Genomic DNA, 21,146 nt, shown 5'->3' with positions numbered 1-21,146 from the left:
TTGATAATTTGGTCTACTAAGCTCTAATTCATATTACACGTAAAATAAATAATTTTATATAGATGACTGAATTTCATAATTGCTCTTTTTAAAAATACAAAGACGAACCGAATTTTCGAAAGTGTATTTAAAAAAACAAAAAATATGTAACTTGGATAAGCTCCGCACAGGCGCTTCAAGCCGGGATTTCTTATTGATTGTAGCTAAATCTTATCTTTATCTATTGCTGAAATAATGGCTTCATATTGTTGGGTAGGCTCCATATCGTAAAGTTCTTGGATGCCAAATAAACTTGGTTGTTGTATAATGGTCATAAGAAGTACTCCTCCAGTCTTTTTATGGTTGTGTAGTCAACTACCATTATACAAGATTTGGGGAGATACTTCTTATTTTGCTTCAAAACGCTTGGGGCACAAGAGCTTTGGATTATGAAATTCACTCCTTTTACTAAATAAAAAAATACCTATGCAGAATTGCTAATTGGATGTTGAAGATCAGGTCTATACGAAGTCACGAGAGGTATTTTACTTTTATATAATAATAGTAAAACACCAAATAAACCATGTTTAGGAAAAGGTGTGTGCGGGTATATATCACTATAGAAAGATTAATAGTCAATAATAACTCGGGAGTATTCAGGAGGAAATGTGACAGACGGATCTAGATCGGTGGTTCCTGGAAATCCATCTTTAGGATGGTCTTATGAGGAACTCACGAGAGATGATACTGATTTAACTTCCAGCAGATACAGTTCAGATATTCAAGCCCATCCTTCCCTTGATGTAGGTATTTTTAATATCTAAAACTGGTATCCTCGATTTCAAATTGTAAGCTATTCAGATGGGTCATATGATTATAACTAAGATTTATAAGAACAACCAAGGAGCTGATAAAAGATGTTGTGGCTGATTTTATTAGCTATGCTAATTGTAGGTTGTTATCTCATAATAAAAAGTCAAACTAGAGGATATAAGATACTTGGATATGTTTTAGTAGTATGCGTTATAGTTTGTGCAGTTGTAATCCTATCTAGTATTGGCGTTAAAACAGATAACGAAATAGACGATGATTCCTCTTCAAGTGACAATCCTTCAATGATAGTTGATTAATAAATAAATCGGGTGAAACGCACCCGATTTATTTATTTAGAAAAAAAAGAGCAAATCCTTTTCGTTTCTTATTAATACTTGTTATCTGTAGGTTACAATCATCTTTTCGTTACCATTGTATTTTAGTTTAATCGTATTTTTGTATTATCATTCTGTTTAATTCATCAAATGCTCGATTCCTAACTTAGCAATCCTCGCTCACCACCTTTAGTTTTCTTATGTTACTATTACCTTACCAGATGAGAAAGATTACTAGAACACATTCAAAAATTATAAACTGATATAAATGAGTTCTTATGTGAGTTTGTATTAGGTATAAGTCCTCTTAATTTAATTTCTAGGAGCTTGCCAAACACTAATGGCCGTCCTTTGCCTCAGTGGATCAATGCAAAGTTAGGGCTCCTTCATCGTAATACTTTCGCTTATTTTAAAGCACGAATTAATTGCACAATGGATAAAATGATACCTACAACCAAAAAGAAAAATGTAAGAAAAAGCCAAATATCATAAAAAGGCTCCTCAAATAGAAACAAATGCGGCCAAGGCAGGAAATTCCCAAGTGTTACAACTTCTGTTACTGTGTAGATAGCATAGATAGCTATTGTAATTTCCAATGATTTCACAATAGTTAATATAGAAATACCAATAACTTGATAAAAAAGGAACAATAAAAATAGATGCATAACCTTGATTAAATCTAAAAATTCCACCCCTTTTACTAAGACAAGCAAACCAGTTAAGAATAAAATAAAAACCCCGTGTAATAAGCTATACCGCAGTAAGTCATTGACGAGATTTCTCCTGTAATAATGTAATAAAGTATCCGTCGCTCCTTCCTCATAAATTGGGGTATATAAAAAAACTAAATGCAGCCCCGCTGCCGGTATAGCTATCCCTTGTAAAAAGATGTATGGTAAATAAGAACCTTCTGGATAACTCAGTACCATAAGTAACAATGCTATCAAATATCCTATAAACGGAAGCATATAGATCCCTTTTAACAAACGGATGTCAAACTGAAAATGATGTTTTATTTTATTCATGGATATAACTCGCTTTCAATATGGTTAAATAACCATCAATCAACCTTGGCGAAACTACCTCTCCAATTGGTTCATCTGACAAGAATCTAACTAAAATACGCGATCCATTATCTTCCATCTGAATAACTTCCTGTTTGCCAATCACATCATCCAATTCTTCCGGCCTAATTTCCAATTGATATACTTGTTCATTTGCTTTCTCTTTCAGTTCTTGTGGTTTCCCCTCAAATAGAACATTTCCATCCTTAATAATGCCGATACGATTACATAAAAATTCAATATCTTCTACTAAATGGGAAGATATAATAACCAAATGATGCTTTCCCAGTTTTTTTAATAAATTTCGAAAACGCACTCTTTCTTCAATATCCAGCCCTGCTGTCGGTTCATCAAATAATAGTACTGATGGCTCCCGCAGCAATAATTGAGCAATACCAACCCGTCTGCGCATACCTCCAGATAACTCTTTCATTTTCTTTTTTTCTTGGTGCTGTAAATTCACTTTTTTTAATACATCATGAATCTTTTCAGCTGTTTCTGTTACCTTTTTTCCCTGCAGAACAGCAATATGCTCCAACACTTGATAAACTGTTAACTCAGGATATACCATAAAATCTTGAGATAAATAGCCAATAGCATCAATCTTTTTCACATAGGATTTTGTACTGATTACTTGCTCATCCATATAAACAATTCCTGACTGAAAGGACTCCAATCCTGCTAATATTTTCATCAAGGTCGTTTTCCCGGCCCCATTCGGACCTAATAGACCGTATACGCCGGAAAAAGATAAGTGAACATCTGATAAAACAGATTTCTTTTTAAATGCTTTACATAAACCTTCTACATATATATTCACTGGGTTTTCCTCGCTTCCATAAGTGCTTCCACATCGTCCCATGTCCATGTCTCATCCATTTCCTGATACCATTCCTTTAAGAAGCTCCTTTTCTTGTCAATATCCCACAAACCAAATTCTGCATGAATTGCATTCACTCTCTCCTCCGAAGAAGTACCTAGTATATCTATGACAGGACTCTGAAAAAAGACTGGAAAATCATATTCTCCTTTAATCATAAGTGAAGTGATATTTACCCACTCATCAAACATAAGTGTCGGACCTTTTGGTTCTACCATAATTTTGATCAGATTTTCATCAAAAGCGCTAAGTGTTTCAGGATCAGTAATTGCTGTAGTAATTCCGGATGTATTATATACAAGATGATCTTTATGAAGAAAAGCAGATCGGCCATCTGTTAGATATAATATTTTAGATGGAAGTTCATTAAAATCCGTATGGACAATTTGGTTTACCTCCTCAAAAATAATTTCTAATCGAGATATAACTTCTTCTGTTCGGCTGGACATATCTGGCCAATCCGCTGGATAAGTAACTTCATAACCTTTATAATCTAACTGATTTCCTTGACCTTTTACAATAGATACCCCACTTACCTCTCCTTCGAAATGATTATCTACACTTTGCAAATTCGTAAATAAAATTCCTTCTGCAAAAAGTTTAAAATGATAACGTTCATTTACTTTTAAAAAATCATCTGTGACGTCGATATCCCCATCTTCATTTGCCGTATATATGTGTTCCTCCCTTTTTTTAGGATACCAGGCTTGGTCAGCCAATAAGATAGTCCCACCTTTTTCAGAATAAATTAATCCTGTATCCTTTAACTCATAGTTAAAATTGATTTTCGTGAAATGTTCTGTTGGACTTTCAATATGAACAATATCTCCTTCCCGATAATAAGAAACATCTTCCCCATCAATTATTATTTTCTCTATCGGAAAGCCATGATAAAGCTGAAATGAAGGATTCTTTGTATTCATATCCTTCAATTCGATTTCAGCGTCAATTTGATTCCCTTCCAATATAATTCGGTATGATTCAATATTATAATTCAAGTCCACCTCAGTTTCCTTCATATGTCTATATTTCTCTATTTCATAGGAATGGTCAGAAAGATTAAATGTGCTCGTATTATATTGAATAGATAGATAACCTGTCCCAAAACTAAATAAAAGCAAAGCAAGAACTATTACCCATGCTTTATGTCTCTCTCTCTTTATAATAGCCCATTTTGTAGATACAACTAACAATAATAAGAGTAAAAGTAACAGCCACGAAAGTATTCTTAACTCCAATCCGATATTAGTGTTAAATCCCATATAAGATTTATAAACAGTATAAATACTGTTTGGTCCGATGCTAAGTAAAGTTTCCCAATCTGTTGACCCTACACCTTTAAAAAAAGAAGCAAATACTTCTTGATTAATTCCACCTGTAAAAAACCATGTAAGAAGAATGAAAATAATACTAATTTTATGTCTCCCAAAGATCAATGCAAAAATTATTCCTATTAATGCAGTAAGTAAAAGTGGAAAAAACATATAGTCAGTTAAATAACGGAATACAGATAGATAAATAGAAGACCATTCAACGCCAACAAATAAGTATAAAATAAAAAAAATAATATATACAATTGACAGCAAAAAAGCTTGAAAAAGGAAATGTACAAATAATAATGCAGTTATCTTCTCTAATAGAATTTTATAACCATCTACAAAAAAATTATGAACTCCAAACTTTAGCTCATTTGAGAAACTATTATAAAAATAAATCATATATAAGATAGAGACCATTTGTACAACTAAAACAATTTCGGCTAGAAGATCGCTATAATTTTCTTGATCAAACCATGTATTCATATGCATAAGAATACGAATAGAAAGAACCAGAATAAATCCAATACTAGTTATAAGATAAAGTTTATTTCTTCTTATATTATTAAAATAAAAAAGAAAGAGATACTTAAAACGCATATCAAAACACCTTATTCCTTTTTTAAGATAGAAAGAGAAACAGCTCATGTTAACTATTTCTCTATAAGTATAAAATCGGCTAATTAATGTTCATTTTTACTTTGCCTCAAATAAACTTTTCGTTTATTCAGAAATTTGTTCATTTATTTATTTTGAATCATTTAACTTCATACAAGTTTATGCTTTATTTCAATCCAGCAGCACTAAAAGGCCCTTCAATTGTCATATAGGAGAGTTTTTCTGCCATATATTCCGGGGAATACTGCATGCCATTCTCCAGCCAATAGGAAACAACTCCAACATAACCATGAGCAACATAATAAATAAAAAGCTCCTTCGGGATTTCCATTTTCTTTGGGTTAGGGTGAAATCTTTTTAAATGCTCTGTCATATGTTGTTCTATAATTTTTAAAAACCGTTGTTGAAAGGAAGGAATTCCGTTCTCCCCCATCATTAGCTTAAAAAACGCTTCATGCTGATAAATATATTGTGTTGCTCTTAAATAAAAAGGATTGGGAATTTCTGTTAAACTCAATTCTTCCTCACTCTTTGGTGCTACTTCCTCCACAAAAGAAACCAATTCATCATTGATCGTTTTCTCTAATAAATCAAACTTATCATAAAAATGCGCATAGAATGTTGATCGATTGATTTGTGCACGTTCTGTTAATTTCTTTATCGTTATCTCTTCAAATTCTATTTCTCCAAGAAGGCTTAACAATGATTCTTTTAGAAGCTGCTTTGTCTTAACGATACGTAAATCATTTGATTTTCCCAACAAACATTTCCTCCCTTTTTGTTGTTTATCTATATCTTTGTAAACATTTTTATCGTTCGTGTTTGTTAACCAACAAATCATTAATATTTTTCGGTTGTTCCCCTATTATACTTGAATTACAATAAAGCCAACAACATGTTGTTTGAAAATAATTAGTTCAACCTTACAAGATATTATCCTTTTTATTAGGAGGTAATTTAATGAAAACCATTTCCATTAATAACTTAAACAAATCGTATAGTAAAAAGAAAGGAGAAGTATTTTATGCTCTAAAGAATTTAAATCTTGAGGTAGAGTCCGGAACAGTATTTGCGTTACTGGGGCCGAACGGTTCCGGTAAAACAACTACCATTAATATGATTAATGGACTGAACAGACCAACTGATGGAACAATTAAGGTAATGAATTTAGATCCTGTTAAAGATATGAAGAAAGTACGTGATTTATTGGCTGTTGTACCTCAGGAAACCGCACTTTACAATGACTTAACAGCCCATGAAAATTTAATGTTTCACGCTCAATACTATGGTATTCCAAAAAAAGATTGGCACTCTAGTATTCAACACGCTCTAGACCTAGTTGGTTTAGAAAAAAGAAAAGACGATCGTGTGGGGACATATTCTGGAGGAATGCAGCGCAGATTAGCTCTTGGAAGAGCACTATTAACTTCACCAGATATATTATTACTCGATGAACCGACATTAGGAGTAGACGTCCAATCCCGCAATGCGATTTGGAATCAAATTAGAAATTTAGCTAAACAAGGTAAAACAGTTTTCTTAACTACTAATTCAATGGAAGAAGCTGAAGCACTTGCTGATCATATTTTTATTATTGACCATGGTAAAGAAATCATTGCTGGAACACCGAAAAGCTTGAAAGAAAAAATTGATAAAAATACTGTTTTACTTAACTTTCAGAATCAAGATGCAGCTGGAAAGGCTGTAAATGCTCTTCAAGAAGTTTATAAGTTGAAACAAGATAAAACAGATATTGAAGTTCAGCTAGAAGACAGAAAAGAATTTTTCACTTTAATGAATCACATCAATTTCTTAAATGATAAAATCAACAGTTTTGAAATGAATGAACCAACGTTAAATGATGTTTTTCTACATTTCACTGGATGTGAATTAAGAAACTAGGAGGGATATATCATGTTTCAAGCTATCAAAGGAATGATGACAAAAGACTTAAAAATATCTTTTAGAAATCCTTCTATGCTTATTTTAAGTATTATTGTTCCTATTGTTTTTATCTTTCTCTATTCCCTTATTTCGCAATTGTCTACCACCAATCCAGTTGCGGTTGCACAACATTCAGATGATACTGCTAGCAAGGAACTTACAACAATAATGAAAAATATGGAAATTGAAGATGGACCTTATTACGAAATAAGAACTTATGACCCAGAAGAAGCTTTTCAAATGTACAAAAATGGAGAAGTTCCTGCTCTCGTTGAAATACCTGAGAATTTTGATCAGCAATTAGAACAAGGTGAAGACACAAAGGTGAAGTTATTTGTTAACAATATGAATTCGGATGGAACAAAAAACTTCCGACTTCGGCTTTCTCATGCATTATATCAATTTCAGGAAAACAGAGATAGTGCAAGTAATATTAGTATAACTGAAGAAGCTTCAACGTTTAAAAATGATATTTCAATGAAGTTTTATGTATCTATCGGTTTATTAATGTTTGCAGTGGTTTATTCTGGAATGGTTAATACAGGGACTTTAATAACAAGAGAATGGGAGGAGCGAACAAGTAAAGAGATTTCCTTGTCTCCAAACGGATTTGCTCCGTTATTAGTGGCAAAAGCTCTTACAGCTTTACTTCTTACAACAGTTACGACGATTTTCGTAATGATTTTAATGGCGTTTACCCTAAACTTTCCAATTGCCGATGTATCTTTGGCTATTATCGGCTGGCTCTTAATTCTATTTCTAATAGGGGCTTCTTTAGGAGCTTTTACCGCAGTAACAATTAAAAAATCTTTACCGGTTATCACTTTATCTGCTGTGCTTGGTATTTCACTTTACTTATTAAGTGGAAATGAATCTTCCATTCGTGGTTTTGCTCACGGTGGCCCTATCGAATTTATTTGGAGAATCGCTAGTTATCTGCCTATGTCTTATATTACAGATACCATGAGGGTTATTTTTGTGACTGGAAAAAATAATCTACTAACGCACACAGCTAATCCTTTGACAACTGCCACAAGCTTTTATATAAGTGTCATTACAATTCCCACAACAATTCTGATATTTAGTTGGGCTTCAATTGTTAAATTAAAAAACAATATGTTTACATCTGGAGGACAGTAAACGAAAAAAAAATATAGGAAGGAGAAATCAATGTGAAATGGAAAACAGGATATCATGCAGTTGCTGCTGTTAACAAAAGAAATATCAAATTATTGTTACGTCAAAAACAATTTCTTATCGCACCTTTCGTAATGCCTATTGTTGTGATGATTTTAACAGCGCTTATCATGGGTGCAGGTGGAGATGACTGGCCTGTTGGACTGGTAAATGAATCCAATAGTGAAGAGGCACAGGAATTTATATACCATTTAGAAACAGCTCATTCTAATATCACACCTTATTTTTCAATTATGGAGATGGATCACGAAGAAGCTAGTGATGCTGTTAAAGACGGAAGATTGCAGATGCTTATTCGTATCCCTGATAACTTTCATCAATCGCAGAACGTTTATACAGAAACTTTTAATATTAATACAGATATGATGAAAAATGTTCGTTTGCGTTTGGAACACACAGTTTTAAACCAACTCGTAAATAATAATGAACTCATTGCAGCACCTGAACTCATCACAGAGAAAAAAGAAGATGTTTGGCGAGAGTCCTTTATTGCAGGCAGCAGTGTCTTACTTGCACTAATGTTCACTGCTACTATCACAGCAGCAAATTTATTCGCATTTGATATAGAAAATCGAACCCAGAAAGAAATATCTCTTACTCCGTTGAATAATATCTTTGGAGGAATAGGAACCATTTTGACTTCCATTTTGATGGCGTTTGCCGCTTCCATTTCTACCATGATTGTAGGGATGCTTGTATTTCGATTGGAACCACAAAATCTATTGACGATTTATATTGGTATCATACCAGCTTTAATTGCTTGTTCTATCTTTGGCATCATTATTGCTCATTTATTAAAGAGGTATCGGGTTATCCAACCAATTATTATTGTGACATTCATGGCAACCTTCTTTGGTGCTGGAGGGTATAACAGCGTTGCCGGTTTACCACCGATTGCTAGAGCTTTTTCTGAAGTTTGGGGTTTCTCCTATATTTTTGAATGGTTCAATCCCATTCTTCACAATTTTAGCAACGGATTAAACATTAGCCAATACATTATTTTAATTACAGTTGCTTGCATTTTTATTGTATTACTTCCAATCGTCTACAAAAGAGAATTATTCGTAAAAAATAGTGCAGGACAATAATAAATCATAGTTAGTCAGTTACATGATTTAAGTCATTCGCAGAGGTTAATGCCTTCACAAAAATTACTGAGACTCAGTTGGTTTTATTCCATCTTATAAGCATGATAAATTATCATACATTTACCTGAACGAAATTATTTAATGCAAGCATTATAGCATCTGATTAATATCAAGTTTATAGATACTCCCAATGATGTGTTCACCAGTGTTTTTTACTGTAATTGATATCATAAAATCATTTTCAATAACTTTAGATCTAAATAACCAATTAGTTTAATTAATAGCTTTAAAAAGCGCCTCATTTCTAGTCCAAATACGATAAAATGCTTGCAGTTTGGCATTCTGGCCATGTTGGTTATTAACCTGTTGTTGATCCCTTTTATTGAAAATTTCATACATTGTATCTAACCTGCTGATATATACTAAAAGCAGGGATAAATCTGCTTAAAATCAATATTTATCCCTGCTTTATTTCACCTGATACTACTTAACCTATCATTCCAACAAACTTCACTCATGTCTTTCCTTCAGCTTTTTTGACAAGTGTAAAGAAAACGATAAAACCAATGAACGTCGTTGTAAATAAAATCAATCCCATCGGTACTGCGGATGCCTCATTAATGCCTGCGAGCGGTGAAAAAATAGAACCAAGTAGTAATGGAAGCATGCCTAAAACAGCACTCGCACTTCCTGCACGATGATCCTGTTTAGCCATTCCTAATGTAAAAGTGCTAGTCAAGATCATACCCATTGTGATCATATAAATAAAAATAAAGGTGACAATCAGTGCTAAAGGTCCTTCAATAATGGTCATGACAAGCAATAGCGTCGTAGCTGTGAGTGCAGTCACAACAGCAATTTGAAGCAGCGTTTTTTCTGCAATAATTCCACTGAAGCGTCCGATAATAAAACTCCCTGTAATAATTGCCAGTCCATTAATACCAAATAACACACTAAATACCTGCGGAGATACACCATAGATATCCTGATATATAAATGGAGTCCCGGACACATAGGCAAAGCTGCCGCCATGAATAAAACCGACGACTAAGGCATAGCCGATAAAGGAACGATCTTTCAGCAAGCTACCCATTGTTTTTATCGAGGCCCCAGCTGAACTTGGGATACGCTTATGTGGTGGTAAGGTCTCTTTAAGTTTCGTAGCTACAATGGTAACCATAAGCAGGCCGACGATACTTAAAAAGAAAAAAATACTCTTCCAGCTGGTTGACTCAAACGACAGAATAAACCCGCCAATCATCGGGGCAATCATAGGAGCGATAGCATTAATTACCATTAACAATGAAAAAAACTTCGTAAGCGCTTGTCCACTGAATACATCCCGTACAACTGCACGCGAGAGAACAACTCCTGCTGAGGCAGTTAACCCCTGTAAAAACCGCATTGCAATTAATATAACAATATTAGGAGCTAAAGCACACAAAATGGAGGCCAAGGCAAATAAGAAAGTAGCAATTAATAACGGCTTCCTTCTTCCGTGAGCATCACTGAGAGGACCGGCAAACAATTGCCCTATTGCAAGACCTAGTAAACAGGCTGTTAAACTAGCCTGTACAAGTGTGGCACTTGTGCCTAAATCATGAGCAATTTCAGGAAAGCTGGGCAAATACATGTCAATATTAAGCGGTCCCAAAAAAGCAAGCAGTCCGAGCAGCAATGCTAATCCCAACCGAGTTGCTCCTGTTGGGTTATGTTGTATTGTTCCTTCTCTTTCTAAATTCAAACATTATCACTCCTGACAGCATTATTGGATATAGTCAACAGAGAAAATTTTAAGTTTTCCCTGCATGCCTGTCAAATTTTTCATATACAGTTTATTAATCGGTTAAATTATCTGGACAGCGAAAACCAAACGTCATTCCTTCATCCAAAAGACAAACTCTCCGTATTCATGCTAAAACTCTGTTTAAACAGAGTTCCCTTCTATTAATCCCTTAACCAATATAACATACTTGTATAATCCTGGAGCTGTTGATGAAACACATTTATAGAAGAAAAATAACAATCTAAAAAACCAACGTTCTATGGGATGAACATTGGCTTTCATTAGCTAGCTGCTATTTGTTTTTTAAGAAAATGTTATTTAAATTGACTGTTTGTGCATCAACAGTCTTAAAAGTATACACTAGTTAGTTTAGAAATATAATAACATATCAGTTCGGTAAACCATTCTGTCCATGATAATTGTAAGGTAAATTGGCGATAATAACGCATATGATCTAGCTAACTTTTGAAGTGGTTCATTTAAGATAATATGCCCTTTCAATGAAGAGAATGTTACCAGTGTGATCACTAGGGAAATATAGTCCCCCTAAGCTCCTTACACAGTTTCAATTTAATCACTCCAATCCCCTATATGGTTCTATATTCACTGCCCGAATAGAGGGAAATACCGCACTAAACAGTCCGACAACAACGGGAATACCCACATTAATCAAAACTAACCATAGCCATTGGCCGAATGATAAGCTATCTCCATACAGGTACGATAAAATACCAATAGATAGAAAAATACCAACGATTCCAGAAATTAAACCGAGTATTGCTCCTTCTAGCAAGACCATCATATAAATTCTGGGATTTCCCCAGCCAAGTGCTTTAAAAAGGGCAATTTCCCTTGTTCTTTCAAGTACATTTTGCCAAATAAGTTCTGCAGTTGTCATAATAGCAATAATAAGTGAAAGAATAATAGCATAATAATGCATCGAGCCAATTTCTAATGCTACATATTCACCAAGCCAGCTCGTATACATAACGCCATTAAGCTGGAAAGAGACAAATAGAAAGAGAATTAACAATGCTGTCGGCAGACTGATTGCCAGCACAGATACGAGATTACGCGTCCACCTGCTGATTAAGTTATTTCGCGCAAGGCTTACCACGCCATTAGTCCGTCCAAAGCGTGCCCCTTTTGCGCTTACTTCACCCTGCTTCATTACTTGATGCGGGCTTATATTGTGGACTAAATAGCTTGGATAAAGTGCTCCTACAAAGTATATCAATAAAATGAAACAAATAATCAAACAGATACGCCAAATAGATAGAGATTCCGGGTTTTCCTGTCGAAGAATAAGTAGAACAATGAATGTGAGGAAACTTACAAATCCCCCAATCAGCATAGATTCAGTTAGCAGCAAATGACGGAGCTTGCTGTTTCTCCATCCTACCGCTTTTAAAACAGCAAATTCTTTTTTTCTCGATAAAAAAGCAATAAGATTTGTTGTAAAAACATACATAATTGCGACCGCCATCAAGCAGATAATAATCCCAGAATAGCCTAAGACCGCTTCATCATAAATGGCAATAGACTCACCAGTTTTAATCCATGGCTGTTCAACCCAGCCAAGACTATCTAAGTCATCGACCGATGGAATCTTAATTAATACAGGCTGCGGGGAAGATCCTAAGGTAATATCTGCTTCCAATCCAGTTTCACTTCTTATTTCCTGAGCAACAGCCTCAAGCTTTGACTGACTTTCCGGACCAGGGCTATTGACACCGGAAACTTTAATTCGTACTGCCGAAATTGCCTCTTCTCCCATTATTTTTCTTGCTGCTTCCATGGTTGTGAGCATCGTTGGTGATTGCATCAAATATCCAAAAGGATTTGACGTTGCAGTTACTTGTTTCGGCGGATTTACCGGGCTGTTGGAAGCATCCAACATATGTTTCGCAGTCGGTGTCCGGTAAGTTTCCATCGGCAGCTCTGTAACAGGATCACTGGATATAGATAGCTGCCGGGGGTCATAGTAATCTAAAAAATCAGGGGTTAATCTAGGTGCTCTGCTCAAGGACGGGTCATCATAAAAGGCTAATTCTCTGTATTTTGTGTAATAAGTATAATCAGATATATCTCCATTCTTTTCTCCAGGAATATTCACTGTTTGATTAGCAGGAGGAACGATTTCATAGGCAATGTTCCATCGTTCTGGAAACGGAGATGGAACCGCCTTATAAGTTAATGGGCTGGGTTTCTCATAAAGTATCAAGTCCCTGTACGCTCCAAGTGAAGATTGCTCCAGCAAATTTTCATGAAGCTCTTCGGACGTAGCTTTCACAGTTTCCACTGGCTCTGTCTCAAATGTATCCAGATAATCCTCTTTTCCGTTTTGCTCAAGCTCCGTTAAGAATTCTTTTATATCTTCTTCTGATTCCAAATCAGTTTCTAAATCTAACTTCTCAAGTATTGCCTCCTGATAATTATTAACGAAAGAAAAATTACTCATGATGACAGGCGCAGTTACTCTCTTATAATTAAAATCCAGTCCCAGTTCTTCTAACTCCTCATCTCCTTGACTGGTTTCATTGATTGAATGCACCTTGTCTGAATCAGAAAAATATCTGCTTCCATCCACAGCTTCATCCAATCCAACGAGCTGTGCTTCTTCAGCAGGGTCGATACCCGCAACTAAAAAAGTAAAAGATCCATGTAATTCAAGGTTCTCTTCTGTGCTTGCAAACAAACCATAACGTGAAATTATATCCATATCTTCATGGTTTAGTCCAATATCAAAGCCATAATAGGCAGTATAACCATCTGAATAGTCTCGAACTCCGTCATTTTCCACATAATTTGTTGTTATCTTATAAATACCGCTTTCCGGAAAATGAACCTCACCAAATATCTCTATTATTGATGAAAAACCAAGTATACTAATTGGTGCTGCAATCTCCACATCATCTATTTCTTTAATTTTATCTAGGTCATCAAATGATATGCCACCCTGAAGACCGCTTAAATAGTTAGGATCTATCAATCCATCTTTTTCCGTCTCACTTTTGGTGCCACTTGGACGAACGACAATATCATATGAAGCATTCCACTTCTTCTCTAATGAATTTACAATTGTTCCTTTACTTGACTCTGACAAACCAATTAGAATACTCAATCCACTACTAATTAATAAGGCACCAATAACTAACAGGGCAAATTTTCCTGTATCCCTCTTCCAGTGGCTGACAATCCACTTAATCATTTGTCTGAACCAGATTGTTATTTATTCTTGTATCAGCTATTATTTGCCCATCCTTCATTTCAATAATACGGTCAGCCTGCCTGCTTAGGGCTATGTCATGTGTAACGAGCAAGATACCACAAGCTGTTTGTTGTTTTATTTCCATTAATAACGCGATAATTTTTTCACTAGTTTCGGTATCTAAATTCCCTGTAGGCTCATCTGCTAATATCCAATCTGGTTCAGCAATCAGGGCTCTTGCAATTGCCACACGCTGTTGCTGACCCCCTGATAACTGGGAAGGTAAAGCATGAAGCTTGTCACTGAGACCAACTAATTCAAGTAGTTCTTTCGCTTTTGTATTTTTATTGTAGCTAGTCTTACGATGAAATAAAGGAGCCAATACATTCTCAATCGCTGTTAACGCCGGCAGCAAATGAAATTGTTGAAAGATAAATCCAATGTGTATATTTCGAAGTTCGGATAATTGATTAGCTCGAATCTCACTGATATTTTTTTCATCATAATAAACCGTCCCTTTTGTCGGCTTTTCAAGTGTACCAACGATACTTAATAGCGTGGATTTACCAGATCCCGATGAACCAACGATACTTGTGAGATTGTTTTTATGAAGCCGAATTGATATGTCATTTAACGCTACTGTCTTTACGTTTTGTTTTCCGTAGGTTTTCGTTATTCCGTTTAATTGAATCTGTTTATACAATAGACTCTCCCCACTTTCAATATAGATATTGGGTATTAAGCTATCTTAAGTAAGACACAAATCAAATTCCGATAAAAATTAGTTAAATATATCTATAAACACATAAGTTAAACCAGACAATCGAAAACCAAAACCAATGCTATTAACCGATAAAAGGACTGAATATACCCATTATTATAACATTAATAATTTAATCTTCTGCATATTTCAATAATAAAAGTTTAGAACTTTTATATTGCTGTTAATTGAAACAAGAAACACGCACCGATTAGGGGACACGATTACTCGGCTTATTATAACCGTTGCTATATTTATACTTTACTTTTTAAATTTTTAAAACTTCAAGTGTATAAACAAAAAGCCTAATTCCTTCACCTCTTAAAGAAATTAGACCTTTCATATTCAAAACAATTCTTATTCTTTTTCTCTTGCTTTCTCTGTATCTCTAATATTTTTCTGTACTGTTACTGCTGAAAATAAACTGAGTACAAATGCCATTCCATAAAATCCTTTTTCACTTAAAATGATACTTCCTGCATTGTATAAACCAATTCCAATTAAGGAAATAGATATAATAAGCGCAACCCAGCTAATCCCATAATAAATATTAGTTACGGGAACTCCCTCATCTCTATCTCTTACAACTTTTTGCAACGATACCGCGGAATAAAGCCCGAATATTAATACAGCAAAATAATATCCTTTTTCGTTCAGTTCCATTGAAGCGTTGAACAGACCGATAAGATAAGCCGAGACACCAATTAATAAAGCAGCCCATGAAGCACCTTTAAAAGCTGCAGTAGGCTCACCCTCTTTTCTCTCGATTTTTATTTTGAGTTCATTATCTTCTTCTCTTTCTTGTACCAAATTGGGTTCATTCATTTGCTATCCCTCCTCAACTAAAAATAAAATTACAATAATCTTGTAAAGCTTTTACTGTATTCATTATACGTAATTTTCTTTGAAAGAGAAGAAAATTTTAGAAAGATAGTCACATCGACTTATAGAAAAATGTGAGATTGGTAGAACGTTTCTGTAAGAGGATGTCCATTTGCACTTTTCATACTGTCTTATTTAAAAGATGAGGCTTGGCTTTATTTTCATTTAAAAAAATAATAAAGAGGCCGAGACAAAAGTGTTTTTTATCCAGCAAATTCCAAACACCATTTGTGCGAATTCCCGCTTCGGACGATACACTTTCTTTGTATCCCAACCTCTTTATCCTTTATATTTTAACTCTTCCGTATGATAAGAGATACTAGCTAGCGCATATAATGCCGCTGTTTCCGTACGCAAAATACGCTTTCCGAGCCTTATTGCCTCGAAACCATATTCTTTCAGATGATTTGCTTCTTCCACAGAAATACCGCCCTCAGGACCTATAACAAGAAGAATACGCTCCTTATCAGATAAGTTTTCCAGCACCGAAGCAAAAGAAGAAGCATTTTTTTCCGATCCTTTAGCCTCTTCTTCATATGCAAAAAGCTTTACTGTATAAGATTCGCTTTCTTCAAGTAATGCTTTTAACGGCATAACGTCAGATAGCTCTGGAATCCGGTTACGATGGCTTTGCTCACTGGCTTCTTTGATAATTTTTCGAAATCGTTTTGCTTTTTTATAAAACTTCTGCTCATCCCACTTTGCAACGGATCGTTCTGCAGCAAATGGAATAAATTTTGCCGCACCCAGCTCTGTTCCTTTTTGAAGAATCCATTCAAACTTATCCCCTTTAGGGATTCCTTGTGCAATACTAACCTCTACCGGCAGTTCGACAGATTCATCTAACCAGCTTTTAATGGATACTTGCACTTCTGTTTCATTCATCGCTTCAATTTTACAAAGCGCAGAGTTCCCAGCATCGGTATTGCAAATAATCTCATCACCTGGCTTATTCCGCATTACTCTGCTAATATGGTGAACATCTTCCCCAACGATTCGGATTGATTGACCTTCTACCTGTTCTTTTGAAATAAAATAGCGCTGCATGCTTACATCACCTGCTTCTATTCCGGTTTTTGCGCAACAATGGAAATCCAATCTTCCATTTCGCTAATGGAGATAATATCAAACCCAGCTTCTACTAACCGTTCACGGACTAACTGCTTCTTATTCTGGATAATTCCTGAAGTGATAAAATAACCGCCTGGTCGTAAATTGCTATAAGCATCTTGTACAAAACGAACAATAATTTCAGCGAGTATATTAGAAACAATAACGTCAGCATGCCCTTCTACACCATCGAGTAAATTATTCTGTTTAACAGTTACCTTATCATGAAGGTCGTTTAATTTCACATTCGTTGTTGTACTTTTAACAGCTACGTCGTCCAAATCAAATGCTTGTACCGATTCTGCTCCTAATTTCACAGAAGCAATGCTTAGTACACCTGACCCGCAGCCCACATCAATAACTTTATCACCTGGTTGCACGTAAGTTTCTAAGCCCTGTACACTTAATACTGTCGTAGGGTGAGTACCTGTTCCAAAAGCCATCCCCGGATCAAGCTCGATAATTAACTCGTCCGTTGATACCGGCTGATAATCTTCCCAAGTTGGTGTAATTGTAATTCGGTTGGATATTTTGACTGGCTTATAATACTTCTTCCAAGCACTGGCCCACTCTTCTTCATGAACTTCACTAAGGGTAACCTGATTTTTCCCCAAATCAATATCATAAAGAAGTAATTGGTTTATCGCCTGCTTAATTTCGTTTACAGTTTCCCCTAAAAAGCTGTTCATTGGCAGATACGCCTTTACTCGAACACCTTCCTCAGGATAATTTGCCGGGTCTAATTCAATTATTTCTCCAAAACCTTCTCCTTCAAAACGCTCTAAATCTAATGGATCTTCAATAACTAATCCGCTCGCGCCTGTTTCATGCAAAATATTTGAAATAGGTTCTACTGCTTCATTTGTTGTAAGAATGGTAATCTCTGACCATTTCATATTGAACACCGCCATCCTTTTGATTATCTATGTAAAAAGAGATACCCCCAGCCTGATTATCTGAGATTAGATTCAACATTACAAGCTGGAGGGTTACTCTGATTATTCTCCTTTAAACGCCTTACGAAAACGCTGGAAAATGTTATCCTCTTGTTCATCTGTAGATTCATTTCCACCTAGTTCATTAAATTCACGTAACAGATTTTTTTGTTTGTCTGTTAAATTGGTTGGTGTCATCACTTTTATTTTAATATGCTGATCTCCATAACCTCTTCCGTGAACATTTGGAACACCTTTTCCTTTTAAGCGGAAAGTCTTCCCGGTTTGTGTACCCGCAGGAATTCTTAATTTAACCTTCCCGTGAACTGTAGGAACTTCAATTTCATCTCCTAAGGCAGCTTGCGCAAAGGTAAGTGGCAATTCACAGAAAATATGGTCACCTTCACGAACAAAGAAATCATGCTTGCGAACACGAACAACGACAAATAAATCACCTGCTGGGCCGCCATTTTTTCCAGGCTCTCCCTTACCAGAGACACGAATTTGTTGTCCTTCATCGATTCCAGCAGGAATTTTGATGTGAATTTTTTTCTTTTTATGGACTGTTCCTGCACCGCCACACGTATTACATTTTTCCGGAATATTTTTCCCGGTTCCGTTACAGTAATGACAAACGCGACGGTTTACCACACGGCCAAATGGTGTATTTTGTTCTTGATTTAATTGACCTGATCCATGACAATGCGAACATGTTTCTACTTTTGTTCCAGGCTTCGCACCTGAACCATTACATGTATCACATTTTTCTTCTTTTGGAACTTCAATATCTGTTTCTTTTCCAAAAATTGCTTCCTCAAAGTCAAGTATCAGCGTGTATTGTAAATCGTCCCCTTGTTGTGGCGCATTTGGATCACGAGTTCGACCGCCACCGCCAAAAAACATATCGAAAATATCACTGAATCCGCCAAAGTCTTGAGCGCCACCGCCGCCAAAGCCTCCAAAGCCCTGACTTTGGGCGCCTGCATGGCCAAATTGATCATATTGTGCGCGTTTTTGGTCGTCACTTAATACTTCATAGGCTTCTTTTACTTCTTTAAATTTATCCGCTGCATCTTCCGCTTTATTCACATCTGGATGGTATTTACGGGCCAGCTTCCGGTAACTCTTCTTTATTTCATCTTTCGAGGCGCCCTTCTCAACACCTAAAACATCATAATAATCACGTTTTGCCAAATTACTCACTCCCGACACTCTGATTGCATAAGTTTAATCATATCATCATTCATTTGTCTGTGGCAACAATGAATATCAGCTTCGAACCAAAAGGGTTGTAAGCCTATATTACTCTTACACAATAAATATTCTGTAAAAAAGTCAAAGCCAAGAGAATCCTGACTTTGACTTTTATTCAGTAACTATTTATTTTTATTTATTTTCTTTATCGTCATCATCGACTTCTGTATAATCAGCATCAACAACGTCATCGCCTTGTTGTCCACCAGCGTTTTCTCCGCCTTGATTTGCTTGAGCTTCTTGTTGTACTTGCTCATAAAGCTTTGCTGAAAGCTGTTGAACTTTTTCTTCCAAAGCATCTTTTTTCGCTTTGATTTGTTCTTGGTCATTAGACTCTAAAGCTTCTTTTAATTCATCTCTCGCAGCTTCTGCTTGTTTTTTATCTTCTTCAGAAACTTTATCGCCTAAATCTTTTAATGTTTTATCTGTAGTAAATACAAGCTGATCTGCCTGGTTGCGAAGTTCTACTTCTTCACGGCGTGCTTTATCCGCTTCAGCGTTTTCTTCTGCTTCTTTTACCATGCGATCTACTTCTTCATCAGATAAACCAGAAGAAGATTTGATTGTAATCGATTGTTCTTTATTTGTTCCTAAATCTTTTGCTCTAACATTAACAATACCGTTCGCATCGATATCAAAGGATACTTCGATTTGAGGCATTCCACGTGGTGCTGGCGGAATATCAGTTAATTGGAAACGGCCAAGCGTTTTGTTATCTGCTGCCATCTCACGTTCCCCTTGTAGCACGTGAATATCTACCGCTGTTTGGTTATCCGCTGCTGTAGAGAACACTTGTGATGCACTTGTTGGGATTGTTGTATTACGTTCAATTAATTTAGTAAATACAGCACCCATTGTTTCAATACCTAATGAAAGTGGTGTTACGTCTAGTAATAATACGTCTTTAACGTCACCTTGTAAAACACCGCCTTGAATAGCTGCACCAAGTGCTACTACTTCATCTGGGTTAACTCCTTTAGAAGGTTCTTGACCTAATTCTTTTTTAATCGCTTCTTGTACAGCTGGAATACGTGTAGAACCACCAACTAAGATAACTTTATTAATATCGCTCTTAGATAATCCAGCATCAGAAAGTGCACGGCGAGTTGGTTTCATCGTACGTTCTACTAAGTCAGATGATAACTCATCAAATTTCGCACGAGATAGAGTCATTTCTAAGTGCAATGGTCCAGCTTCACCAGCTGTAATAAATGGTAATGAAATTTGTGTCTGTGCTACACCAGATAAATCTTTCTTCGCTTTTTCTGCTGCATCTTTCAAACGTTGTACAGCCATTTTATCTTTTGAAAGATCAATGCCGTTTTCTTTTTTGAATTCTTCTACCATATGCTTAATGATTACTTCATCAAAGTCGTCTCCGCCAAGACGGTTATCCCCAGCTGTTGCAACTACTTCAAATGTACCATCTCCGATATCTAGGATAGAAACGTCAAATGTACCACCGCCAAGGTCATATACAAGAATGGTTTGATCTTGATCATCTTTATCAATACCATAAGCAAGTGCAGCTGCTGTTGGCTCGTTAATAATACGTTCTACTTCAAGTCCAGCAATTTTACCAGCATCTTTCGTAGCTTGACGTTCCGCATCATTAAAGTAAGCTGGAACAGTAATTACTGCTTTCTCTACTTTTTCACCAATATAATCTTCAGCGTAAGATTTAATGTGTTGTAGAATGATTGCTGAAATTTCTTGTGGTGTGTATTCTTTGTCATCAATTGTTACTTTATAGTCTGTACCAATATGACGTTTAATCGATTGAATTGTATCTGGGTTTGTAATTGCTTGACGTTTTGCAACTTCCCCAACTTGTCTTTCCCCATTTTTAAAAGAAACGACAGAAGGAGTAGTACGGTTACCTTCCGGGTTAGGGATAACGACTGCTTCGCCGCCCTCCATAACAGATACACATGAGTTTGTTGTTCCTAAGTCTATTCCAATAATTTTACTCAT

At 35.7% G+C, this 21,146-nt stretch carries 18 protein-coding genes and 1 pseudogene; 5 read left to right on the top strand and 14 right to left on the bottom strand.

The genetic code is table 11. The features are described from left to right. Positions 1-167 precede the first annotated feature (167 nt). A pseudogene (locus KI343_RS20515) lies at positions 168-314 on the bottom strand (IS5/IS1182 family transposase); the annotation flags it as partial. A 333-nt stretch (positions 315-647) separates the two neighbouring features. On the opposite strand from KI343_RS20515, the gene KI343_RS03350 reads away from it, so the two are divergent. Together KI343_RS03350 and KI343_RS03345 are read left to right on the top strand one after the other, a co-directional pair. Continuing rightward, on the top strand, positions 648-803 hold the full coding sequence (locus KI343_RS03350) for a hypothetical protein (protein ID WP_212925021.1): 156 nt from the start codon (positions 648-650) through the stop codon (positions 801-803). A gap of 93 nt (positions 804-896) precedes the next feature. Then, positions 897-1,109: a hypothetical protein gene (locus tag KI343_RS03345; RefSeq protein WP_212925020.1), complete on the top strand. Its 213-nt coding sequence runs from the start codon at positions 897-899 to the stop codon at positions 1,107-1,109. A 422-nt stretch (positions 1,110-1,531) separates the two neighbouring features. Here the strand turns inward: KI343_RS03345 and KI343_RS03340 are convergent, their stop codons facing one another. The 4 genes from KI343_RS03340 to KI343_RS03325 form a co-directional block, all read right to left on the bottom strand. Next, positions 1,532-2,152, bottom strand: coding sequence for a hypothetical protein (locus KI343_RS03340; RefSeq protein WP_212925019.1), 621 nt, complete (start codon positions 2,150-2,152; stop codon positions 1,532-1,534). Beyond that, positions 2,145-3,011: an ATP-binding cassette domain-containing protein gene (locus KI343_RS03335; protein WP_212925018.1), complete on the bottom strand. Its 867-nt coding sequence runs from the start codon at positions 3,009-3,011 to the stop codon at positions 2,145-2,147. Before KI343_RS03335 ends, KI343_RS03340 begins: the two co-directional genes overlap by 8 nt. Further along, positions 3,008-4,987: an LTA synthase family protein gene (locus KI343_RS03330; protein ID WP_212925017.1), complete on the bottom strand. Its 1,980-nt coding sequence runs from the start codon at positions 4,985-4,987 to the stop codon at positions 3,008-3,010. Before KI343_RS03330 ends, KI343_RS03335 begins: the two co-directional genes overlap by 4 nt. A gap of 184 nt (positions 4,988-5,171) precedes the next feature. Beyond that, positions 5,172-5,765 (bottom strand): TetR-like C-terminal domain-containing protein, encoded by a 594-nt coding sequence (locus tag KI343_RS03325; RefSeq protein WP_212925016.1) that lies wholly within the window; start codon positions 5,763-5,765, stop codon positions 5,172-5,174. 200 nt (positions 5,766-5,965) lie between these two features. Between KI343_RS03325 and KI343_RS03320 the strand changes: the two genes are divergently transcribed. Genes KI343_RS03320 through KI343_RS03310 form a run of 3 tightly spaced genes read left to right on the top strand, consistent with a single transcriptional unit; the run spans position 5,966 to position 9,234 of the window. Further along, positions 5,966-6,907, top strand: coding sequence for an ABC transporter ATP-binding protein (locus tag KI343_RS03320; protein ID WP_212925015.1), 942 nt, complete (start codon positions 5,966-5,968; stop codon positions 6,905-6,907). 12 nt (positions 6,908-6,919) lie between these two features. Continuing rightward, entirely contained in the window at positions 6,920-8,089 is a 1,170-nt protein-coding gene (locus KI343_RS03315; RefSeq protein WP_212925014.1) for an ABC transporter permease, read from the top strand. Positions 8,090-8,121: 32 nt separating this feature from the next. Beyond that, positions 8,122-9,234 carry an ABC transporter permease gene (locus KI343_RS03310; protein WP_212925013.1) on the top strand — a complete coding sequence of 371 codons (1,113 nt, stop codon included), beginning with the start codon at positions 8,122-8,124 and terminating at the stop codon, positions 9,232-9,234. 273 nt (positions 9,235-9,507) lie between these two features. Here the strand turns inward: KI343_RS03310 and KI343_RS20510 are convergent, their stop codons facing one another. From KI343_RS20510 to dnaK, 9 genes are all read right to left on the bottom strand, one after another. Beyond that, positions 9,508-9,633 (bottom strand): 4'-phosphopantetheinyl transferase superfamily protein, encoded by a 126-nt coding sequence (locus tag KI343_RS20510; protein WP_212925012.1) that lies wholly within the window; start codon positions 9,631-9,633, stop codon positions 9,508-9,510. Positions 9,634-9,748: 115 nt separating this feature from the next. Then, positions 9,749-10,954, bottom strand: coding sequence for a Bcr/CflA family efflux MFS transporter (locus KI343_RS03300; protein ID WP_212925043.1), 1,206 nt, complete (start codon positions 10,952-10,954; stop codon positions 9,749-9,751). A gap of 640 nt (positions 10,955-11,594) precedes the next feature. Next, a complete protein-coding gene (locus KI343_RS03295; RefSeq protein WP_212925011.1) occupies positions 11,595-14,231 on the bottom strand; it encodes an ABC transporter permease in 2,637 nt (878 codons plus the stop codon). Continuing rightward, positions 14,224-14,934: an ABC transporter ATP-binding protein gene (locus tag KI343_RS03290; protein ID WP_212925010.1), complete on the bottom strand. Its 711-nt coding sequence runs from the start codon at positions 14,932-14,934 to the stop codon at positions 14,224-14,226. Before KI343_RS03290 ends, KI343_RS03295 begins: the two co-directional genes overlap by 8 nt. 414 nt (positions 14,935-15,348) lie before the next feature. After that, the gene (yiaA, locus tag KI343_RS03285) at positions 15,349-15,816 is read right to left on the bottom strand and encodes an inner membrane protein YiaA (RefSeq protein ID WP_212925009.1); all 468 of its coding nucleotides are present in this window, start codon (positions 15,814-15,816) and stop codon (positions 15,349-15,351) included. A gap of 336 nt (positions 15,817-16,152) precedes the next feature. Beyond that, on the bottom strand, positions 16,153-16,920 hold the full coding sequence (locus tag KI343_RS03280; RefSeq protein WP_212925008.1) for a 16S rRNA (uracil(1498)-N(3))-methyltransferase: 768 nt from the start codon (positions 16,918-16,920) through the stop codon (positions 16,153-16,155). 17 nt (positions 16,921-16,937) lie between these two features. Continuing rightward, positions 16,938-17,879 carry a 50S ribosomal protein L11 methyltransferase gene (gene prmA, locus KI343_RS03275; protein WP_212925007.1) on the bottom strand — a complete coding sequence of 314 codons (942 nt, stop codon included), beginning with the start codon at positions 17,877-17,879 and terminating at the stop codon, positions 16,938-16,940. A gap of 102 nt (positions 17,880-17,981) precedes the next feature. Next, positions 17,982-19,112, bottom strand: coding sequence for a molecular chaperone DnaJ (gene dnaJ / locus KI343_RS03270; RefSeq protein WP_212925006.1), 1,131 nt, complete (start codon positions 19,110-19,112; stop codon positions 17,982-17,984). 192 nt (positions 19,113-19,304) lie between these two features. Beyond that, positions 19,305-21,146, bottom strand: coding sequence for a molecular chaperone DnaK (dnaK, locus tag KI343_RS03265; protein WP_212925005.1), 1,842 nt, complete (start codon positions 21,144-21,146; stop codon positions 19,305-19,307).

Origin of the sequence: Oceanobacillus sp. J11TS1 (genome assembly GCF_018333215.1) — a bacterium.
Taxonomy (GTDB): Bacteria; Bacillota; Bacilli; order Bacillales; family Amphibacillaceae; genus Oceanobacillus.
This window is presented reverse-complemented; position numbering and strand designations above follow the sequence as displayed.